Below are 18,743 nucleotides of genomic sequence, written 5' to 3' on the forward strand. Positions count from 1 at the left end.
AGACCCGGGAAGGCCGTGAGGCGCGGTGCTGGCGGCACGACTGGAAATTGGTCCGATGAGCCCAGCCGCTTCTTTCGACATGCGCTTCGGCGATTGCGCGGCGGACGGTCCTCCGCTGCGCCACGCCCTGCTGCAGCATGGTCATGCCGTGCTGCGTGGGTTTGTGACCCCGGCACAGCTTCAGTTCCTGTCCGAGGTCGCGAACGCCGCCGCACCACAGATGGCCGGCGACGGCAGCCGGATCGTACCGCAGGAGCTTTTCGACAGGCTTTCGCCCGACCGCTCGGTACTGGTCTCCTGGCCGGCGCCGATGGGCTATCGCCTGCTCGAGTTCTTGCTGGGCCCGGGATACCGGCTGAGCGATTCCGCATTGGTGATGGCCGGGCCCTCCGATTCGGCTGCCGGGAAATCATGGGCCGCCGCGGGACTTCAGGCCTGGCTTCCCCTGCAGGTACCCGAGGGAGGGGCGCCGGGCAGCATGCAGCCGGGCGATGTGTTGCTGCTGCAGGAACCGCGAATGCCGATGAGCGCCGTCGCCGCCGCGACGAGCGTGCCGGGCGCCAGCCTGGCGCTCACCTTCGCCGGTCGTCCCGCCGCCCTCGCCCCCGGCAGATCGCGCGACAGCGGCGGTGCCGCCGCCTTCCAGCTCCATCTGGCAAGGCTGCAGGAGCTTGTCGGCCTTGGTATCATGCTCGCACGGGTGCGGGGGATGGACGCCGCCGCGGCGACCGGACGGCTGCAGACGGTCCTGGGAGAGATCCTGCAGCAGGCCTTGCCGTCGCAGCTGCTGCCACAGTTGCGCGAGGCATTGGGAGCAGCCGGGCTTGTGCCTGACGGCAACCCACCCTGGCCGATGCCGGAGCGGGACGGGCCCATTGTTCCTGCGCCTGCGTTGTCGCCGGCGCATGGGGCCAGTTTCGGGCTGTGCATGGTGGCGCGCGACCAGGCCGGTGACCTGCCGCAGGCCCTCGCCGGCATTGCCGGGCAGTGGCGCGCTTTCGACCGGATCGTCCTGGTCGATGACGCATCACACGACGACACACACGACCTTCTGACCGCATTCGCGCGGGGGCGGCCGGGGGCGGAGGTGCTGCGAAACGCGACGCCCCTGGGGCCCTCCGCGAGCCTTCGCGAGGCACAGGAACGACTGGCCACGGACTATCTGGCCTGGGCTGCGGCCGACGGCTGGATGATGCCGGGCATGCTGCACGCCCTGGCGGCAGCCGCGGTGCGCTGTCCGCGGGCAGGGCTGCTGCTGGGAGAGACAGGCATCTTGTCCGGAGATGGAAGGCGGCCCGCAAGAGCAGCGTCCCTGGCCGGCGCTGCAAACCATCTGGCAGACCTGCCTGAACGGCTGAACCCGTGGGAGCTCCCCGTGCTGTTTGCCTGTCGCGGCCTGCGGTTCGGTGCCGCCTGGATCGTCCGCACCGAAGCCCTTGATCGTGTCGGCGGCTTTCAGGCGGAGGATGTGTCGCCGGCGGATCCTTCCGCTCTGCTGCACGTGCTGTTGCGCTTCGGTGCGGCACTGGTGCCGCAGCGCCTGGCGGTCATGCCCGCCGACCCGGAGGGTCGCCGGGGGCGAAGTTGCGGAGGCATTCAACGGAGTGCTGCGCAGACCGATGCCATGCTTGACAGGCTGTTGACGTCCGAGGCGATGGATATTCGCCAGCGGCTGGCCGCGACGCCGGGCCTGGTTCATGAGATCTGTTGCGATGCCGACCCGTTCGCCAGCCGTCTGGTTCACCGGCCGCACCATTGGGACCTGCTGGTCAGAAGCCTGTGGTGGGGGGAGCGGCACGGTGGAATGCGCGGCGGGTCGGTACCTGGCAGCGGAGCCGAGCCATGATGGCGGACGATGGCATGTCGCCTGACGCCCAGCGCGAGGCAGCCTCCGTCCCTTTGGCAGGCTCGGCTTCGGCAACGCCCCCGGTCGTGGCGGAACCTTTTCCGGCAATCGATGCGGCTGCGATTGCCACGTGCATCGACCGCGAAGGGCATGTGGTCGTACGCGGGGCCGTGCCACCTGCTGTCGTGGCGAGCTTTGCGGCGCGGCTGCCCGGAGAGCGTGCAAGGCTTTCCGCTTCGGATTTCGCACGCCTGTATCCCGGCCGGTCGCTGACCGACATTCTGCCTGCGCCTATCGCCTACCAGATGGTGCAGGCGATCCTGGGCGGCGCCTATATCCTGCAGGATGCATGGCTGGGCTGCGGTCCTCCGCCGCCAACGCCGCCTCATCGCGATGCCCTGGCTATCTGGCTGCCGCTCGACGATGCCGGATCAGGGACCGGGACCGGACATGCCTTGTCGCTGGCGCCCGGCGATATGGTCCTGGTCCGCGGTGCGCGGTCGGGCAAGCCGCCGGATGGGGCGGCGGCGGGCTTTCTGTTCGAACCTCGTGCCTGGCCGCTCACCGCGCTCCGCAGCGAGGTGCTTTCGGCTATCGAAACAGCCCTCCGCGGCCGGTCTCCCGAAGGCGTGGTGTTGCCGAGTGAGCGGTTGGCCGGCGGCGCAGAAATATCTATGGCACTGGCACGGCTGGTGCGGGACTTCCGGCCCGTCGACATCCTGCCCCTGCTGCGCGGCGCCCTGGAGGACCGCGGCGGGCTGCCGGCAGGAACGCCCCGCTGGGCGATGCCCGAATACGATCCGGCGCCGCCGGAACCTGCCGCCCTGCCGCCGCCCGGAACGGAATTCGGCCTGGTCCTGTCGGTTTGCAACCAGGCCGGATCTTTGCGACGGGCATTGGAAGGTCTGGCGAGTCAGGAACGTCCATTCGACCAGATCCTGCTTGTCGACGATGGGTCCAGAGACGACAGCCGGCAGATCCTGATGGATTTCGCAGCGGATCGCCCAGGGGTCGCAGTGCTGAGCAATGACGGCCGGCTTGGCGAAATTGCGAGTATTGCCAAGGCAGTGGAGCAGCTGCGGACAGGATATGTGACCTGGGCGGCGGCCGAGGATCTTCTGCTGCCGGAAGCCGCTGCCCGCCTTGCGGCCGCCTTTGCCGCACAGCCGGCTGCCGCCATGGCCATGGGCGAGACCGCGGTGGCCATGGTGGAGATCGAACGGCGGGGACCGGCGGAACGCATGGACCATGGCGGCAGCAATCTTGGCAACCTGCCGCCCTATCTTGCGCCGCGCGAGGTGCCGGAGCGGCTTTGCTGCCGTCGCCTGTCCTTCGGAACAGCCTGGGCCATGCGTCGCGATGCGGTGCTGGAAGCGGGTGGCTTCGATGCCCGTCTCGGACCGTTCGCGGATTTCTTTACCGGCCTCGTGCTTCTGTCCCGTCACGGCCTGGCGATGGTGCCGGCGCGGCTTTCCGTGATGAGCGTCTATGACGCCGACTATACGCGCACAGCCGGCACCGATCCGGAGGTCGTGAGCGCCTGCCGCGATCGCTTTCTGGCACGCCTGAAGCGGCCGGAATTCCGCGACGTCTATTGGACGTTCGCCGCGACGCCTGCGCTGGTGGCCGGCATGCCTGCGCAGTCCGAGGTCTACACGACATACTTCGCCTGGCGGCCGCAGCATTGGGATCTGATGCTGCGCGGCCTTGCCTGGAGCCTGCGTCATGGAGAACTCCCGCTGGCGAGGGACGGCTGAGGCCGGAGGCGCGGAATCCGGTCGGGGACATTGGCCCACAGGGACGCGGCGCGCTTGTCGCGCCCGGCCCCTGCGGGGGCAGCTGCCAGCCGGGGCAGCTGCCCGCCGGCGTTCCTACGCCTCGCCGGTGGTGCCGCCGCGGTTGCTCTTGCGGCCGGGCAGGGTGCCCATCAGCTTGCAGATGATGGTCAGCATAACCTCGTCGGCACCGCCGCCGATCGAGGTCAGGCGGCTGTCCCGCCAGAAGCGGGAGATCGGCGTCTCGTTCATGTAGCCCATGCCGCCGTAGTACTGCAGGCAGGCATCGGCGACCTCGCGGCCCAGCCGTCCGGCCTTCAGCTTCGCCATCGAGGCGAGCTCGGTGACGTCGGTCCCGGCCACATATTCCTCCACCGCGCGATAGATCAGCGAGCGCAGCAGTTCGACCTCGGTCTTCAGCTCCGCCAGGCGGAAATGGACCACCTGGTTGTGCAGGATGGGCTGGCCGAAGGCGATGCGGTCGCGGGTATAGTCGATGCACTGCTGGATCGCGCGCTCCATCGGCAGCAGCTTCGCCACCGCGCCCCAGAGCCGTTCCTCCTGGAACTGCAGCATCTGGTAGGTGAAGCCCATGCCCTCTTCGCCGATGCGGTTGCGCTGCGGCACGCGGACATCCTCGAAATGGATCTGTGCGGTGTCGGAGGAGCGCATGCCGACCTTGTCCAGCTTGCGCGCGACGGTCACGCCCGGTGTCTTCATCGGCACGCAGATCAGGCTCTTGTTGCGGTGGACATCGTCCCCGCCGGTCCCTGCCAGCAGGCAGATCCAGTCGGCCTGGGTGCCGTTGGTCGTCCACATCTTGCCGCCGTTGATGATGTAGTCGCCGCCATCCTTGCGGGCGGTGGTCTTCACCGAGGCGACGTCGGAACCCGCGCCGACCTCCGACACACCCAGGCAGGCGACATAGTCGCCGGAGATCGAGGGGGCGAGGAATTCCTTCCGCAGCTCGTCGGAGCCGAAGCGGGCGAGCGCCGGCGTCGCCATGTCGGTCTGTACGCCGATCGCCATCGGCACGCCGCCGCAGCGGATATGGCCCAGCGCCTCCGCCATCGCCAGGCCGTAGGAATAGTCGAGACCCTGGCCGCCATATTCGACCGGCTTGCAGACGCCGAGGAAGCCGAGCCTGCCGAGTTTCCCGAACAGCTCATGCCCGGGAAAGATCCCCGCCTCTTCCCAGTCGTCGACATGGGGATTGACCTCGGTGTCGATGAACCGGATCAGGGAGCGTTGCAGTTCCCGATGTTCCTCGCCGTACAGCATGGCGGCACTTCCTTCCTCGTTGAACGTCCGGCCGGGAAGGTCTGCAGACAGGCCGTCCGGGCGGATGCCATTCGTTATGCCCGGGCGGGCTCACCGGTCAAACGGTTCCGTCTTCCCAATCCCGGCAGATGCACTGCCGCCGTTTCCAGGCGTCGCCCCGCAATCGCAACGATCTCATCCACCGCCCGCGATCCCCGCTAGGCTTCCGGCCAGCCGAAGCGTGTTCGCAGCTGCGTCGGAAGCAGGTCGTTCATCCACGCCTGCACAGCCCCTGGAAAAAGCTGCCGCCACTCGTCGTTCGTGCCCTGGCGGAAATGATCGATACCTTCCCGCTGCGCCGGCCGCAGCGCCGTCTCGGTCACCGATGCGGGATCCGCGCCGAAATGTGCCAGCAGTTCCCGCAGGACCGTCAGCGGCGCCGACCGCAGCACCGCCTGGTCGGTGAAGCCGATGCTGAAGCGGCTGTCCTGCTCCGCCACCCGGACCCATTGCAGGATCCAGCGCAGGCAGGCCGGGTAGTGGTTCGCCGCATGCCATTCCAGGCGACGGTCGAGAGGCCATTGGTCGAAGCCGGCGGGCGGCAGTGGATCGGTCAGGTGCCGAAGGAAGGCACCCTCGCCGGTCAGTTCGCTGGCCATATGGGCGGTCCATGACGCTGTGGCTTGCCGGGGATCGCGTACATGGACATGGATCGCCCGGATGCCGGCCGCCGCCAGGGCGTCCAGGTTCTCGCGGCTGGCGTCGAGATGGCTTTGCGCGACTGCGCCACCGGCGGCGAACAGGCGGAGCGCTTCATCCAGGAGCATGTCGTTCGGAAAGCGCGACAGGCTGATCCGGATATGCGGGACCCGCAGCATGCCGATCAGGCTGTTCTGCAGATAAACGCTGCCGCTCTTCGGCAGGGAGACGAGCATCACCGGCGGGACACCGCGCGCGATCGCGGCGTCCCGCAGCCGGCCGATCGCTTCCGGCCAGAGGGGCCGGCCGCGACGGGTAAGTTCGTCATGCAGCGCGCGGGCACCCGCGAAGTCCCGCCTGGCCGAGAAGCGGACATAAAGGGGGGCCGTCGTGTCGCCATGGTCCCAGCCCTCCCAGCCCTCGAAGCCTGCCTGCTGGAGGCTGTCCAGCTGTTCGAAGACCGCCTGCTCGCCTTCGTTGCGGAGCCGGGCGGCGATCTCCTCCGCGCTCGGCAGGGTTGGCGGCGATGACGGTGCGGATTGCGAGGACGAGGGCGGCGCACCCACTGTTCCCGCAGGCTCCAGCATGGCCTGGCAGAGCGCGACAGCGGCACCGATATCGGCGATGCCGCAGCTTCCCGTGTCGATCACCAGGCGTGTGTCGTCCGGCGTCGGATGGTGCAGGCCCCGGTGCGGGCGCCGGATCGGGCGTCGTGCTGGCATGGGGATCGGTGGCGGGGTGATCCGCAGCCAGTTTGCCAGCTGCCTGAAGCCGGATTGCAGGTCGGGCTGCCCGACGGTCGTCGCGCTGGCCTGGTCGTCGACGCCGCCGTAGTTGGCGGAAGAGGCAATGATCCAGCGCAGCAGGCGCTCTGGGTCATAGCGGAAGCGTGCTTCGTCCGGGAAGTGGCGGGCCCGGACCCGCTCCTGGCAGCCGGCGACCACCGTGGCGTGGTAGAGGGGCAGGTCGACATTGCCGGGCGTGAGGTCGCGCGGTGTCAGCCCGGCTTCGGCCGCGAAACGGTCATAGGCTGCCGACAGGGTTTCCTGCCGGCCGTTGGCGCCGCCGTTGCTGGCGCCCGAATGGCCGTTCATCGAGACCGGGCGTTGGGTGACAATCGCGCTCCGGCCGTACCAGGCATTCAGCAGTTCGGACTCGATGTCGCAGACCGGATCCCGGAAATAGCTGCCGCCCTGGGCGTCGCGGACACGGTCGATGAGCCGCGCCGACACCGCCCCATGATAAATCGACGTCAAGTAGACTTCCGCCGCGTCCAGCGCGAAAGCCGCAGCCAGATGGGCCTTCAGGTCGAGGGGGCCGGCAAGCTCGCCGAAGCGGACGACCATCTGGCCCGCCAGGGCGGCGGCGTCCGGCCATTTGTAGTCGTGGGGATGCCAGCACAGGAGTTCGGCCTCGCCGTCGCGCAGCAGCGCTTCCGCCTGGCGCAGGCCGTCCCGCATCAGGGCATCGTCGTCGCCGATGAAGATCACGTAGCGCCCGCGGCAGGCGGAGAGCCCGAACTCCCAATTGCGGTGCATGGCCAGACGCTGCGGTGCCCGCAGGATCCGGAGCCGGTCGTCCTGTCGGTCGGCCAGGGCCTGGGTGGCGGCGATTGCGCTGGCATTGTCCACGACGATCAGCTCGAAGTCTTCGCAGTCCTGGCGCAGCACGGAATCGACCGCGGCAGGCAGTGTGCGGGTGCGGTCCCGCGTCGGGATGACGATGCTGAAGAACGGCTGTATCGGCGGGGTCATGGTCCGTGCGGCGTGGATCGGGATTGATCGGCAGAGCAGGAGACGGCAGTAAGGCGCGGTTGCACCGACCGGCCGGAACGCATGCGAAGGGGAGCCGCCCGAATGATCAAGCTATATCACTGCCAGCGCGCACGCTCCATGCGGCCGCTCTGGGCGCTGGAGGAGATGGGGCTGGACTACGAGCTGGTGACCCTGCAGTTCCCGCCGCGGGTGTTCCACAAGGAGTACAAGGAGGTCAATCCGCTGGGCACCGTGCCGGCGCTGATCGACGGCGAGGTCATGCTCACCGAATCCGCCGCCTGCTGCCAGTACCTGGCCGAGCGCTACGGGCCGACCGAGCTGGCGGTGCGCCCGGACGAGCCGGACTACGGGCTGTGGCTGAACTGGCTGCATCGCTCGGATGCGACCCTGACCTTTCCGCAGACCCTGGTGCTCCGCTACAGCCGGCTGGAGCCGGAGGAGCGCCGCAACCCGCAGGTCGTAGAGGATTACCGCCTCTGGTATCTCGGCCGCCTGCGGTCGGTGGAGGCGGCGCTGGCCGACCGCGACTGGCTCTGCGCCGGCCGATTCACCATGGCCGATATCTGCATAGGCTATTGCCTGGTCCTGTCGGCCGAGCTGGGCATCGAGGAAGCCTTCACCCCCGCGATCCGGCGCTGGTACGAGCGGCTGGCGGAGCGCCCGGCCTTCCAGCGGGCGCACACGCTGTAGCGGGCGCCCGCTCCGCAATTTACTTGCTGGTTGACCAGTAATTGCGATAGCCTCCGGCCAGAATGACAAAAGCGGAGGAAGCGCCATGAAGAACTGGCCCGGGAAGATGCTGCGTGGGACCATTGCGGCCGCCTGCATGGCGGCGATCGGCGGGGCGGCGGCGGCCGTGCCGGCGCAGGCCGAGGAACTGCGCATCGCGATCGGCCTGACCGGTGACAACGGCCTGGTGCGCGGCATGCAGAAGTTCGCCGACAATGTCGCGGCGAATACCGACGGCGCCTATACCGGCAAGGTGTTCCCGAACAGCCTGCTGAACTTCGCCGAGGCGATGACCGGGGTGCGCGACGGCATCGCCGACGTGGCCTTCGTGGTGCCCGCCTACAACCGGGCGGAGTTCCCGAACTCCAACCTTGTGGTCGACATGGCGACCGCCTCCACCGACCCGGTCGTGATGACCGGTGCGGCGAACGAGTTCATGTTCTCCTGTGCCGCCTGCCTGAAGGAATATGCCAACCAGAACCAGGTCTTCCTGGGGCTGTCCTCGATCGGGCCGTACTACCTGATGTCGAAGCCGAAGGTCGCCACCCTGGACGACTTCAAGGCGAAGAAGTTCCGCGGCTTCGGCCCGTTCGGCCGCTGGGTGGAGGCGATGGGCGCCACCCCGGTCGTGGTCTCCGCCAACGACGTCTACGAATCGATCAGCCAGGGCCAGCTGGACGGCAATACCCACACGATGGACGTGCTGAAGAGCCTGTCGATCGGCGAGGTGACGGACTATGTGCTGGACGCGCCGATCGGCCTCTATATCGGCAATTCCCTGTTCAACCTGAACCGCGACGTCTGGGACGAGCTGTCCCCGGAGCAGAAGAAGCAGTTCCTGCTGGCCGCCGGCGACGCGCACGGCTTCACCACGGTGGAGTACCTGGCCGAGAACCAGCGCTACCTTAAGGACCCGTCCCTGGTCGGCGTCGAACTGGTCGAGCCGTCGCCGGAAGTGGCAGAGGCCTCCGCCGCGTTCCGTAAGCAGGACCTGGAGACGGTGGCGGCGCTGAACCGCGACAAGTACCAGATCGCCGATGCGGAGGACCAGGTGCAGCGGATGCTGGGCCTGGTGGCGAAGTGGGAGAAGCTGGTCGCCGGCATCGACAAGAGCGACCCGAAGGCCGTCGGCGAACTGTACAACAGCGAGATCTTCAGCAAGGTCGACCCGGCGAGCCTGGACTGACCGGGTCCTGACCGGCAGCGGCCGTCGGCGGGGATCGCGCCATGACCCTCCTGGGGCGGATTCTGTCCTGGGCCGTGACCGCCTCCACGATGGTGGGGGCGGTCGCGGTGATCCTGATGATGCTGCAGATCGTCGCCGACGTTCTGCTGAAGAACATCCTGTCCTGGCCGCTGCCGCTGACCTCCATCTTCGTCGCCAACTACTACATGGTCATCGCGGCCTACCTGCCGCTGGCGCTGACCGAGAAGCTGGCCCGCCACATCTCGGTGGAGATCCTGTTCCGCTATCTCTCCGCCCGCTGGCAGCGCTGGGTCGGCGGCACGGTCTGCCTGTTCGCCGGCATCGTCGCCGCCGGCATCGCCTGGGAGCTGTGGTTCGAGGCGATGAAGCGCGCCCGCGCCGGCACCTTCATCGTCGAGCAGAGCATCGTCATGCCGATCTGGCCGACTTATTTCGTGCTGCCGGTCGGCTTCGGCCTGCTGGCGCTGGTGCTGTTCTACCGCTTCGCAGGCACGGTGACCGGCCTCGCCGGGGGGCTGGGCGAAGTGCCGCTGGACGACGACAGCATCCCCGGCGAGCAGGCCGGCGACAGCCACGCGGGACGCTGAGCGATGGACAGCGAGATCATCGGCCTGCTGGGCCTGGGCGTCCTGGTGCTGATGCTGCTGGCCCGGGTGCCGATCGGGATCACCCTGATCACCGTCTCCTTCGCTGGCATCTGGGTGCTGATCGGCCCGCGGCCGGCCTGGGGCATCCTGTCCGCGGTGCCCTACGAGTTCGCGGCGAAATGGACCCTGTCCTCGGTGCCCATGTTCCTGCTGATGGGCTATGTCTGCTACCACGCCGGCCTGACGCAAGGGCTGTTCGCGGCCTGCCGGTCCTGGCTGGCGCGGCTGCCCGGCGGGCTGGCCATCGCTTCCGTCCTGGGAAGCGCCGGCTTCGCCGCGGTCACCGGATCTTCCGTCGCCTGCGCCGCCGCCATGGGCCGGATCGCGGTGCCGGAGATGGTGCAGAAGCGCTACGACCCGGCGCTGGCCACCGGCACCATCGCCGCCGCCGGTACTCTGGGCGCGCTGATCCCGCCCAGCATTCTGCTGATCCTGTTCGGCGTCTTCGCCGAGGTGCCGATCAGCAAGCTGTTCATCGGCGGCATCGGCGCCGGTGCGCTGACGGCGCTTCTGTATATCGCGCTGATCTGGGTGCGGGCCTCATTGAACCCGGAGCTGGCGCCACGCGAACCGGTGACGCCGCCGCTGTCGGAGCGGTTGGACCATCTGCGCGAGACCTGGCCGATCCTGCTGCTGCTGGTGGTGGTGATCGGCGGCATGTTCATCGGCCTGTTCACCGCCACCGAAGCCGGCGCGGTGGGGGCCTTCGCCTCCATCGTGATCGCCCTGGCGAAGCGGGCGCTCACCCTGTCCGCCTTCTGGGAGGCGGTGGTAGAGACCCTGACCACCACCGGCGCGCTGTTCGTGATCGCGGTCGGCGCCAACATGCTGACCCGCTTCCTGGCGCTGTCGGGGTCGGGCGAGCTGATCGCCGACAGCGTGGTCAGCCTGCAGGCCGACCCGCTGCTGCTGCTGCTGGGCATTTCCGCCCTGTACCTGCTGCTGGGCATGTTCCTGGATCCGATCGGGGCGATGCTGCTGACCCTGCCGGTGCTGTTGCCCGTGCTGGACCAGAGCGGCATCGACCTGATCTGGTTCGGCGTCTTCCTGGTGAAGTTCCTGGAGATCGGCATGATCACCCCGCCGATCGGCCTCAATGTCTTCGTCATCAAGGGCGTGGTCGGCAACATGGCGAGCCTGACCACGATCTTCCGGGGCATTCTCTGGTTCCTGGCCGCGGACGCGGTGGTGGTCGCATTGCTGATCGCGGTGCCCGGGATCATTACCTGGCTGCCGGGCCTGATGGAATGACGAGACGACCGGAGGACGGAATGAGCGGGGTTGCCCCCAACCTGACGACGCACAGCGCAGGCGGCGGCCTGCCGCGGCGGCTGCTGATCGCCAATCGCGGCGAGATCGCGATCCGCATCGCCCATGCGGCGGCGGAGCTGGGGATCGAGACGGTCGCCGTCTTTGCCGAGGACGATGCCGGTGCCCTGCACCTGCGCAAGGCGGACCGGGCGGTGGCGATCGGCGCGGCCGGCGTGCGCGCCTATCTGGACGCCGCGCGGCTGGTCGCGCTGGCGGCGGAAGCCGGCTGCGACGCCGTGCATCCCGGCTATGGCTTCCTCAGCGAGAATGCCGGTTTTGCCCGCGCCTGCATCGATGCCGGCCTGACCTTCGTCGGCCCGGCGCCGGCAACCCTGGACCTGTTCGGCGACAAGGCGGCGGCGCGACGCCTCGCGGCGGAGGCCGGGGTGCCGCTGCTGCCCGGCACCGGCGGCGCTACCAGCCTGGACGAGGCGGCCGCGTTTCTGGAGAACCTGGGGCCGGGCGGGGCGGTGATGGTGAAGGCCCTGGCCGGCGGTGGCGGCCGCGGCATGCGGGCGGTCACCGACCCGGCGGCGCTGGCCGACGCCTTTGACCGCTGCCGGGCGGAGGCGGAAGGCGCCTTCGGCCGCGGCGACCTTTATGTTGAGCGGCTGATCCGCAGCGCTCGCCATATCGAAGTGCAGGTGGTCGGCGACGGCAGCGGCGCGGTGGCGCATCTGTGGGAGCGCGAATGCACCATCCAGCGCCGCAACCAGAAGGTGGTCGAGATCGCGCCGGCGCCGGGCCTGAATGCGGCGCTGCGGCAGCGCCTGATCGACGCCGCCTGCCGGCTGGCCGGGCATGCTTCCTATCGCAACCTGGGTACCTTCGAGTTCCTGGTCGACCGCGACGCCGTCGGGTGTGACGGGGCGGATGCCGATGGCGCCTTCGCCTTCATCGAGGCCAATCCCCGCCTGCAGGTGGAGCATACGGTGACCGAGCAGGTCACCGGCCATGACCTGGTGAAGCTGCAGCTGCGCATCGCCGGCGGCGCCTCCCTCGCCGAATTGGGCCTGGACCGCGACCCGGAACCGCCCCGCGGCCATGCCATCCAGCTGCGCATCAACGCGGAAAGCATGGATGCGCAGGGCGAGGTGAAGCCGGCCGGCGGCACCCTGTCCGCCTTCGAGATCCCCTTCGGCCCCGGCGTACGGGTCGATACCTGCGGCCATGCCGGCTTTCGCGCCAGCCCGAACTACGATTCGCTGCTGGCGAAGCTGATCGGCCATGCGCCCGGCGATTTTGCGGATGCGGTCGCGCGCACCTACCGCGCGCTCTGCGAGTTCCGCATCGAAGGGGTGGCGACCAACATCCCGGTGCTGCAGAACCTGCTGCGCCATCCGGCCTTTGTCGCCAATGACGTCGATACCGGCTTCCTGCAGGCCCATGCCGCGGGACTGGCGCAGGCCGGCGACAGCCATCCGGTGCGCTATGCCGCGGCCGCGGCGGGTGAGGCGGTGGCCGCCGGTGCGGTCGCCCGGGCTGCGCCGGAAGGCACAGTCGCGTTGGCCGCACCGCTGCTGGGTACGGTCTCCGGCCTGCTGGTCGCCGAAGGCGATGAGGTCCGCGCCGGGCAGCCGGTCGTCGTGCTGGAGGCGATGAAGATGGAGCATGTGGTCGCGGCGGAGACCGCGGGCCGCATCCATTCCCTGGCGGCGGCGATCGGCGACACGGTGGCGGAGGGCGGTGCGCTTGCCTTCGTCCTGCCCGGGGAGGTTGGCGATGGCGGCACCGCGGAGGATCGCCAGGTCGATCCCGATCACATCCGCCCCGACCTGGCGGAGACGCTGGCACGGATCGCGAAGACCCGGGACGAGGCGCGGCCGGCGGCGGTGGCGCGACGGCGCAAGACCGGCCAGCGCACCGCGCGGGAGAATATCGCCGACCTGGTCGATCCCGGCAGCTTCCTGGAATACGGCTCCCTGGTGCTGGCGGCCCGGCAGTCGCGCAACACGATCGAGGAACTGATCGACCGCACGCCGGCCGACGGCCTGGTGGCCGGCGTGGCGACGGTCAACGGCGAGCTGTTCCCCGGCGAGCGCGGCCGCGCCGCGGTGATGTCCTACGACTACACCGTCCTGGCCGGCACCCAGGGCATGAAGAACCACGAGAAGACCGACCGCCTGCTGGACGTGGTGCGCCGGCGGCGCCTGCCGTTGCTGTTCTTCACTGAGGGCGGTGGCGGCCGGCCCGGCGATACCGACGTGATCACCGCCGGCGGCCTGCACACGCCGACCTTCCACAACCTGGCGGGCCTGAGCGGCCTGGTGCCGCTGGTCGGCATCAATTCCGGCCGCTGCTTCGCCGGCAATGCCGCGATCCTGGGCTGCTGCGACGTCATCATCGCCACCGAGAATTCGAACATCGGCATGGGCGGCCCGGCCATGATCGAGGGCGGCGGGCTCGGCGTCTTCAAGCCGGAGGAGGTCGGGCCGATGTCGGTGCAGGTGCCGAACGGCGTGGTCGACATCGCCGTCGCGGACGAGGCGGAGGCGGTCGCCGTGGCGAAGCAGTACCTGTCCTATTTCCAGGGGCCGGTGGCGGACTGGGACTGCGCCGACCAGCGGCTGCTGCGCCATGTGGTGCCGGAGAACCGGCGCCGCACCTACGAGGTGCGCGACGCGATCGACCTGATGGCGGATACCGGCTCGGTGCTGGAACTGCGCCGCGCCTACGGCATCGGCATGATCACCTGCCTGATCCGGGTGGAAGGCCGGCCGTTGGGGGTGATCGCCAACAATCCGCAGCATCTGGGCGGCGCCATCGACACGCCGGCGGCGGACAAGGCGGCGCGCTTCATGCAGCTCTGCGACGCCCACGACATACCGGTCATGTTCCTCTGCGACACGCCGGGCAACATGGTCGGGCCGGAGGCGGAGAAGACCGGCCTGGTGCGCCATTGCTGCCGCCTGTTCCTGGTCGGCGCCAACATGACCGTGCCGTTCTTCACCGTCGTGCTGCGCAAGGGCTATGGCCTGGGCGCACAGGGGATGGCGGGCGGCGGCTTCCACAAGCCCTTGTTCCTGGTTTCCTGGCCCACCGGCGAGTTCGGCGGCATGGGGCTGGAGGGCGCCGTGCGGCTGGGCTTCCGCGACCGGCTGGCGGCGATCGCCGACCCCGAAGAACGGGAGGCGGAATACCAGCGCCTGGTCGACGAGATGTATGGCAAGGGCAAGGCGCTGAGCGCGGCCTCCCTGTTCGAGATCGACGAAGTGATCGACCCCGCCGATACCCGCGCCTGGATCATGGGCTCCATCGACCAGGCGCCGGAGGGGCCGCCGCGGGACGGCAAGAAGCACGCCTGGATCGACGCCTGGTAGGCCCAGGCCGCCTGCGTGACAACGGGAGGGAGCACCACGATGACCGAGCCGCATATCGACCCGCGCATCGCAACGCCCGAGGACTGCGTGACCGGCGTCCTGATCGACCGCTGGGCGGCATCGCAGCCGGACAAGGTCTATGCCGTCTTTCCCGACGGCTCGGAATGGACCTATGGCGAGCTGCGTGACCGGGTGCGCCGCACGGCGCTGGGCCTGCAGCGGCTGGGGGTGCGGCAGGGCGACCATGTGGTGAGCTGGCTGCCGAACGGCCCCGACGCGCTGCGGGTCTGGTACGCGCTGAACTATCTGGGCGCGGTCTATGTCCCGATCAACATCGCCTATCGCGGCGGCCTGCTGGCCCATGTCATCGAGAATTCGGACGCCAGCCTGATCGTCGCCCATGCCGACCTGGCACCGCGCCTGGCGGAGGTCGACCGCGCGCAGCTGCGCACCCTGGTCTGCCTGTCGGGGAAACTGGAGGCCTGCGGCGACCTGGAGGTTCTGGGCGCCGATGTGCTCGATCCTGAGGAGGGGGAACTGGCGCCGCTGGAGCGGCCGGTGATGCCCTGGGACACCCAGTCGATCATCTACACCTCGGGCACCACGGGGCCGTCGAAGGGGGTGATGTCGTCCTACCTGCACCTCTACACCACCGGCGCGGTGCTGCCGAACCTGACCGGCGACGACCGCTACATGGTGAACCTGCCGCTGTTCCATGTCGGCGGCACCCTGCCGGCGCATATCATGCTGGCCAAGGGCGGCTCGATCAGCATCGTCGAGAGCTTCAATACCGAGAGCTTCTGGCCGACGGTGCGCCGCACCGGCACCACTTTCGTCGTGCTGCTGGGGGTGATGGCGCAGTTCCTGGCGAAGCAGCCGCCGAAGCCGGACGACGGCGACAACCCGCTGCGCACTGTGATGCTGGTGCCGTTCGACTTCGACCAGCGCGAATTCTCGAAGCGGTTCGGGCTGCACTCCTTCACCGTCTTCAACATGAGCGAGATCTCCTGCCCGATCATCTCGGAGCTCGATCCGACCCAGATCCATTCCGCCGGCCGGCCGCGGGCCGGCGTGGAATGCCGGGTGGTGGACGAGAATGACTGCGAGCTGCCGGCGGGCGAAATCGGCGAGCTGGTGATCCGCGCCGACTGTCCCTGGACGATGAACCACGGCTACTACAAGAACTCGGAGGCGACGGCGCGCGCCTGGCGCAACGGCTGGTTCCATACCGGCGACGGTTTCCGCCGCGACGAGGCGGGCAACTTCTACTTCGTCGACCGGATGAAGGATGCGATCCGTCGACGCGGCGAGAACATCTCCTCCTACGAGGTGGAGGCGGAGGTGCTGGCCCATCCTGCGGTCAACGAATGCGCCGCCATCGCGGTGCGCAGCGATGTCAGCGAGGACGAGGTGATGGTGGTGGTTGCCCCGGTACCCGGCCAGGAGGTCGACCCGGCGGCGCTGCTGGAGTTCCTGATCCCCCGGATGGCGCATTTCATGGTGCCCCGCTTCGTGCGTATCGTCGACGAACTGCCGAAGACCCCGACACAGAAGGTGCGCAAGACCGTGCTGCGCGACGACGGCATCACATCCGACACCTGGGACCGCGAGGCGGCCGGCATCCGCATCCGGCGCGAGAAGCTGGGTGCCTGACCGCGCCGCCACCGCCGGCAGTGCAGGCGCCGGCGGCGCGACTCCGATCCGGCGCCGCCAGGCCGACCGCCGGGCGGAGAGCGACCGCCGGATGATGCGGGCGGCGATCTCCCTGATCGCCGCCAACGGCTCCAAGGGAGTCAGCATGGCGCAGATCGGCATGGCGGCGGGCTTCAGCCGCGGCCTGCCGGCGGAGCGCTTCGGCACCAAGCTGGCACTGCTGGAGGCGGTGGTCGATGTCATCGAGGCCTGGTTCACCCGCCGGGTGCCCGGCATCCTGGCCGGCCGGACCGGGCTCGCCGCGCTGGAGGCGCGGATCCTGGGCCATATGGAATCGGTCCGCGATTCCTCGGAAGCGGCGATCGCGCTCTACCACCTGATGGTGGAGGCGATGGCGACGGAGCCGGAGTTGCAGGCGCGCATCACCCGGCTCAACGCCGGCTATCGCGCCGGCATGCTGCTGCACCTGCAGGAGGCCCGGGCGGCGGGCGAGCTGCGGCCCGGGGTCGATATGGAGGCGCATGCGATGGCGATCGTCAGCGGCATGCACGGCACGGCGATCCAGGCGGTGATCGACGGCGAGACCGCCGCCCTGGGCCCGCGCGCCAGATACCTGGCGGAGGTGCTGATCACGGCGATACGGGCGGAGGACGGGACGCGATGAGTGCGGCGACGACGGCGCAGGCGGAGATGCGCGACCTGCTGGACCTCCTGGAGGCGGAGCAGGCGCAGCTGGCCGATGCCGCGCGCCCCGACGCGGTGGCACGCCAGCACCGCCGCGCGGCGATGACCGCGCGGGAGCGGATCGCCGCGCTCTGCGACCCCGGCAGCTTCGAGGAGCTGGGCGGCCTGGTGCGCGAAGCCGCGGATGCCCGGCTCGACAAGCCGGCGGACGGCCTGGTCGCCGGCATGGCCCGCATCGACGGCCGCTGGGTGACGGTGATTGCGCAGGACTTCACCGTGCAGGGCGGTTCCTCCGGCGTGCTGGGCAGCGAGAAGATCGAGCGCGCGGCGAAGGGCGCGATGCGCCAGGGCACGCCGCTGGTGATGCTGCTGGACGGCGGCGGCCACCGCATCCAGACCGGCCAGGATTCACGGCATTTCGCGCTGGCCAACCCGCTGTTCCACGACCTGGCCCGGATGTCCGGCTGGGTGCCGATGGTGGCCGCGATGCTGGGCGCCGGCTTCGCCGGGCCGACCAACTATGCCGGCCTGGCCGATTTCGTGGTGATGGTGCGCGGCCAGTCCTGCATGGGCCTGGCGGGCCCGGCCCTGGTGAAGGCCGGCACCGGCGAGGAGATCGACATCGAGGCCCTGGGCGGCGCCGCGGCCCAGGTCGACCGCAACGGCCTGGCCGATCTCGGCGTTGCGGACGAGGGCGAAGCGCTGGATGCGGTGCGGCGCTTCCTGTCCTACCTGCCGTCGAACGCGCAAGAGCCGCTGCCGATGACCCCGGCACCGGCGGAGGATGCGGCGCGTGACGCAGGGCTGCTGGACCTGGTGCCGGCAAATACCCGCAAGGCCTATGACGTGCGCAAGGTGGCGGCGCTGATCGCCGACCCGGACAGCCTGTTCGAGATCAAGCCGACCTATGCCCGCAACGCGGTGACGGCCTTCGCCCGGCTGGGCGGCCGCCCCGTTGGCATCATCGCCAACCAGCCGATGCAGATGGGCGGCATGCTGACCTCCCCCGCCTGCGAGAAGATCGCCCATTTCGTGGCAATCTGCGACGCCTATGGCCTGCCGCTGGTCTACCTGATCGACGTGCCCGGCTTCTCCATCGGCTCCGCGGCGGAGAAGAGCCAGCTGGGCCGCCGCAGCGCGAAGCTGATCTACGAGCTGGGCCATGCGACCGTGCCGCGGATCTCCCTGGTGCTGCGCAAGGGCTATGGCCTGGGCTATTTCGCGATGTGCGGCGGCCGCAGCTTCGACGCCGATGCAGCCCTCGCCTGGCCGACGGCGGAGATCTGCGCGATGTCGATCGAGGGCGCGGTGAACGTCGCCTACCGCAAGGAGATCGAGCGCAGCCCCGACCCGGAGGCCCGCCGCGCCGAGCTGGTGGCGGAGATGCGCGCCCGCATCACCCCGCTGGGCGGCGCGGAGGGCTTCGGCCTGGACGACGTGATCGACCCCCGCACCACCCGCGCCCGCCTGATCGCGGTGCTGGAGCGCAGCCCCGCCCGCCGCCAGAACCCGATGCCGCCGAAGTTTCGGTCGATCGTGCCGATCTAAGGGGGCAGCGGCAGGGCCGCATGAGCCGAACCCACGCCGTCGTCCTCGGGCCAAGCCCGAGGAGGACGGAACCGGTGATGGTGTGGCGGGGAACCAACGGCCGCGACGCGGCCCTACGCCAGCCGCCGCGCCGTCGCACTCCCCGCCTTCGACAGATCATCCTCACCGCAATCGCCGGCCATGGTGCCTGCACAGGGCGTGGAACTCCCGCTCCAGGCCGGCGGCAGGGCCTTTCGTACGCATATATGCAGGCAAATACCTGCATGTATTGACATGCAGGTATTGGCCT

The 18,743-nt window shown here is 69.3% G+C and carries 12 protein-coding genes; 10 read left to right on the forward strand and 2 right to left on the reverse strand.

The genetic code is table 11. The features are described from left to right. Positions 1-55: 55 nt before the first annotated feature. Together ACFOGJ_RS03350 and ACFOGJ_RS03355 are read left to right on the forward strand one after the other, a co-directional pair. The gene (locus tag ACFOGJ_RS03350; RefSeq protein WP_379898129.1) at positions 56-1,846 is read left to right on the forward strand and encodes a glycosyltransferase family 2 protein; all 1,791 of its coding nucleotides are present in this window, start codon (positions 56-58) and stop codon (positions 1,844-1,846) included. Further along, the gene (locus tag ACFOGJ_RS03355; protein WP_379898131.1) at positions 1,843-3,603 is read left to right on the forward strand and encodes a glycosyltransferase family 2 protein; all 1,761 of its coding nucleotides are present in this window, start codon (positions 1,843-1,845) and stop codon (positions 3,601-3,603) included. Before ACFOGJ_RS03350 ends, ACFOGJ_RS03355 begins: the two co-directional genes overlap by 4 nt. A gap of 114 nt (positions 3,604-3,717) precedes the next feature. On the opposite strand, the gene ACFOGJ_RS03360 is transcribed toward ACFOGJ_RS03355, so the two are convergent. Both ACFOGJ_RS03360 and ACFOGJ_RS03365 read right to left on the reverse strand, forming a co-directional pair. Next, complete coding sequence (locus ACFOGJ_RS03360; protein WP_379898132.1) at positions 3,718-4,902, reverse strand: acyl-CoA dehydrogenase family protein; 1,185 nt, start codon at positions 4,900-4,902, stop codon at positions 3,718-3,720. A gap of 197 nt (positions 4,903-5,099) precedes the next feature. Continuing rightward, positions 5,100-7,334, reverse strand: a complete 2,235-nt coding sequence (locus ACFOGJ_RS03365) for a glycosyltransferase family 2 protein (protein ID WP_379898133.1) — start codon at positions 7,332-7,334, stop codon at positions 5,100-5,102. Between the two features lie 102 nt (positions 7,335-7,436). Here ACFOGJ_RS03365 and ACFOGJ_RS03370 point away from each other — a divergent pair, with 102 nt between their 5' ends. From ACFOGJ_RS03370 to ACFOGJ_RS03405, 8 genes are all read left to right on the forward strand, one after another. Continuing rightward, positions 7,437-8,045 (forward strand): glutathione S-transferase family protein, encoded by a 609-nt coding sequence (locus ACFOGJ_RS03370; protein ID WP_379898134.1) that lies wholly within the window; start codon positions 7,437-7,439, stop codon positions 8,043-8,045. Between the two features lie 85 nt (positions 8,046-8,130). After that, on the forward strand, positions 8,131-9,270 hold the full coding sequence (locus ACFOGJ_RS03375; RefSeq protein ID WP_379898135.1) for a C4-dicarboxylate TRAP transporter substrate-binding protein: 1,140 nt from the start codon (positions 8,131-8,133) through the stop codon (positions 9,268-9,270). A gap of 41 nt (positions 9,271-9,311) precedes the next feature. Continuing rightward, a complete protein-coding gene (locus tag ACFOGJ_RS03380; RefSeq protein WP_379898136.1) occupies positions 9,312-9,878 on the forward strand; it encodes a TRAP transporter small permease in 567 nt (188 codons plus the stop codon). 3 nt (positions 9,879-9,881) lie between these two features. Beyond that, positions 9,882-11,189 carry a TRAP transporter large permease gene (locus tag ACFOGJ_RS03385; protein ID WP_379898138.1) on the forward strand — a complete coding sequence of 436 codons (1,308 nt, stop codon included), beginning with the start codon at positions 9,882-9,884 and terminating at the stop codon, positions 11,187-11,189. Positions 11,190-11,209: 20 nt separating this feature from the next. Further along, positions 11,210-14,569, forward strand: a complete 3,360-nt coding sequence (locus ACFOGJ_RS03390; RefSeq protein ID WP_379898139.1) for a carboxyl transferase domain-containing protein — start codon at positions 11,210-11,212, stop codon at positions 14,567-14,569. A 39-nt stretch (positions 14,570-14,608) separates the two neighbouring features. Further along, positions 14,609-16,222, forward strand: a complete 1,614-nt coding sequence (locus ACFOGJ_RS03395; RefSeq protein ID WP_379898140.1) for an AMP-binding protein — start codon at positions 14,609-14,611, stop codon at positions 16,220-16,222. Continuing rightward, positions 16,215-16,886, forward strand: coding sequence for a TetR/AcrR family transcriptional regulator (locus ACFOGJ_RS03400; protein ID WP_379898141.1), 672 nt, complete (start codon positions 16,215-16,217; stop codon positions 16,884-16,886). Before ACFOGJ_RS03395 ends, ACFOGJ_RS03400 begins: the two co-directional genes overlap by 8 nt. Next, positions 16,883-18,454, forward strand: a complete 1,572-nt coding sequence (locus tag ACFOGJ_RS03405; protein WP_379898142.1) for an acyl-CoA carboxylase subunit beta — start codon at positions 16,883-16,885, stop codon at positions 18,452-18,454. Before ACFOGJ_RS03400 ends, ACFOGJ_RS03405 begins: the two co-directional genes overlap by 4 nt. Positions 18,455-18,743 lie beyond the last annotated feature (289 nt).

Origin of the sequence: Marinibaculum pumilum (assembly GCF_042646425.1) — a bacterium.
In the GTDB taxonomy this organism is placed as follows: domain Bacteria; phylum Pseudomonadota; class Alphaproteobacteria; order Ferrovibrionales; family Ferrovibrionaceae; genus Marinibaculum; species Marinibaculum pumilum.

Excerpts from the sequence above, each read along its gene's own strand:
- ACFOGJ_RS03350 (WP_379898129.1), top strand. The coding sequence starts at position 56 with ATGAGCCCAGCCGCTTCTTTCGACATGCGCTTCGGCGATTGCGCGGCG.
- ACFOGJ_RS03355 (WP_379898131.1), top strand. The coding sequence starts at position 1,843 with ATGATGGCGGACGATGGCATGTCGCCTGACGCCCAGCGCGAGGCAGCC.
- ACFOGJ_RS03360 (WP_379898132.1), bottom strand. The coding sequence starts at position 4,902 with ATGCTGTACGGCGAGGAACATCGGGAACTGCAACGCTCCCTGATCCGG.
- ACFOGJ_RS03365 (WP_379898133.1), bottom strand. The coding sequence starts at position 7,334 with ATGACCCCGCCGATACAGCCGTTCTTCAGCATCGTCATCCCGACGCGG.
- ACFOGJ_RS03370 (WP_379898134.1), top strand. The coding sequence starts at position 7,437 with ATGATCAAGCTATATCACTGCCAGCGCGCACGCTCCATGCGGCCGCTC.
- ACFOGJ_RS03375 (WP_379898135.1), top strand. The coding sequence starts at position 8,131 with ATGAAGAACTGGCCCGGGAAGATGCTGCGTGGGACCATTGCGGCCGCC.
- ACFOGJ_RS03380 (WP_379898136.1), top strand. The coding sequence starts at position 9,312 with ATGACCCTCCTGGGGCGGATTCTGTCCTGGGCCGTGACCGCCTCCACG.
- ACFOGJ_RS03385 (WP_379898138.1), top strand. The coding sequence starts at position 9,882 with ATGGACAGCGAGATCATCGGCCTGCTGGGCCTGGGCGTCCTGGTGCTG.
- ACFOGJ_RS03390 (WP_379898139.1), top strand. The coding sequence starts at position 11,210 with ATGAGCGGGGTTGCCCCCAACCTGACGACGCACAGCGCAGGCGGCGGC.
- ACFOGJ_RS03395 (WP_379898140.1), top strand. The coding sequence starts at position 14,609 with ATGACCGAGCCGCATATCGACCCGCGCATCGCAACGCCCGAGGACTGC.
- ACFOGJ_RS03405 (WP_379898142.1), top strand. The coding sequence starts at position 16,883 with ATGAGTGCGGCGACGACGGCGCAGGCGGAGATGCGCGACCTGCTGGAC.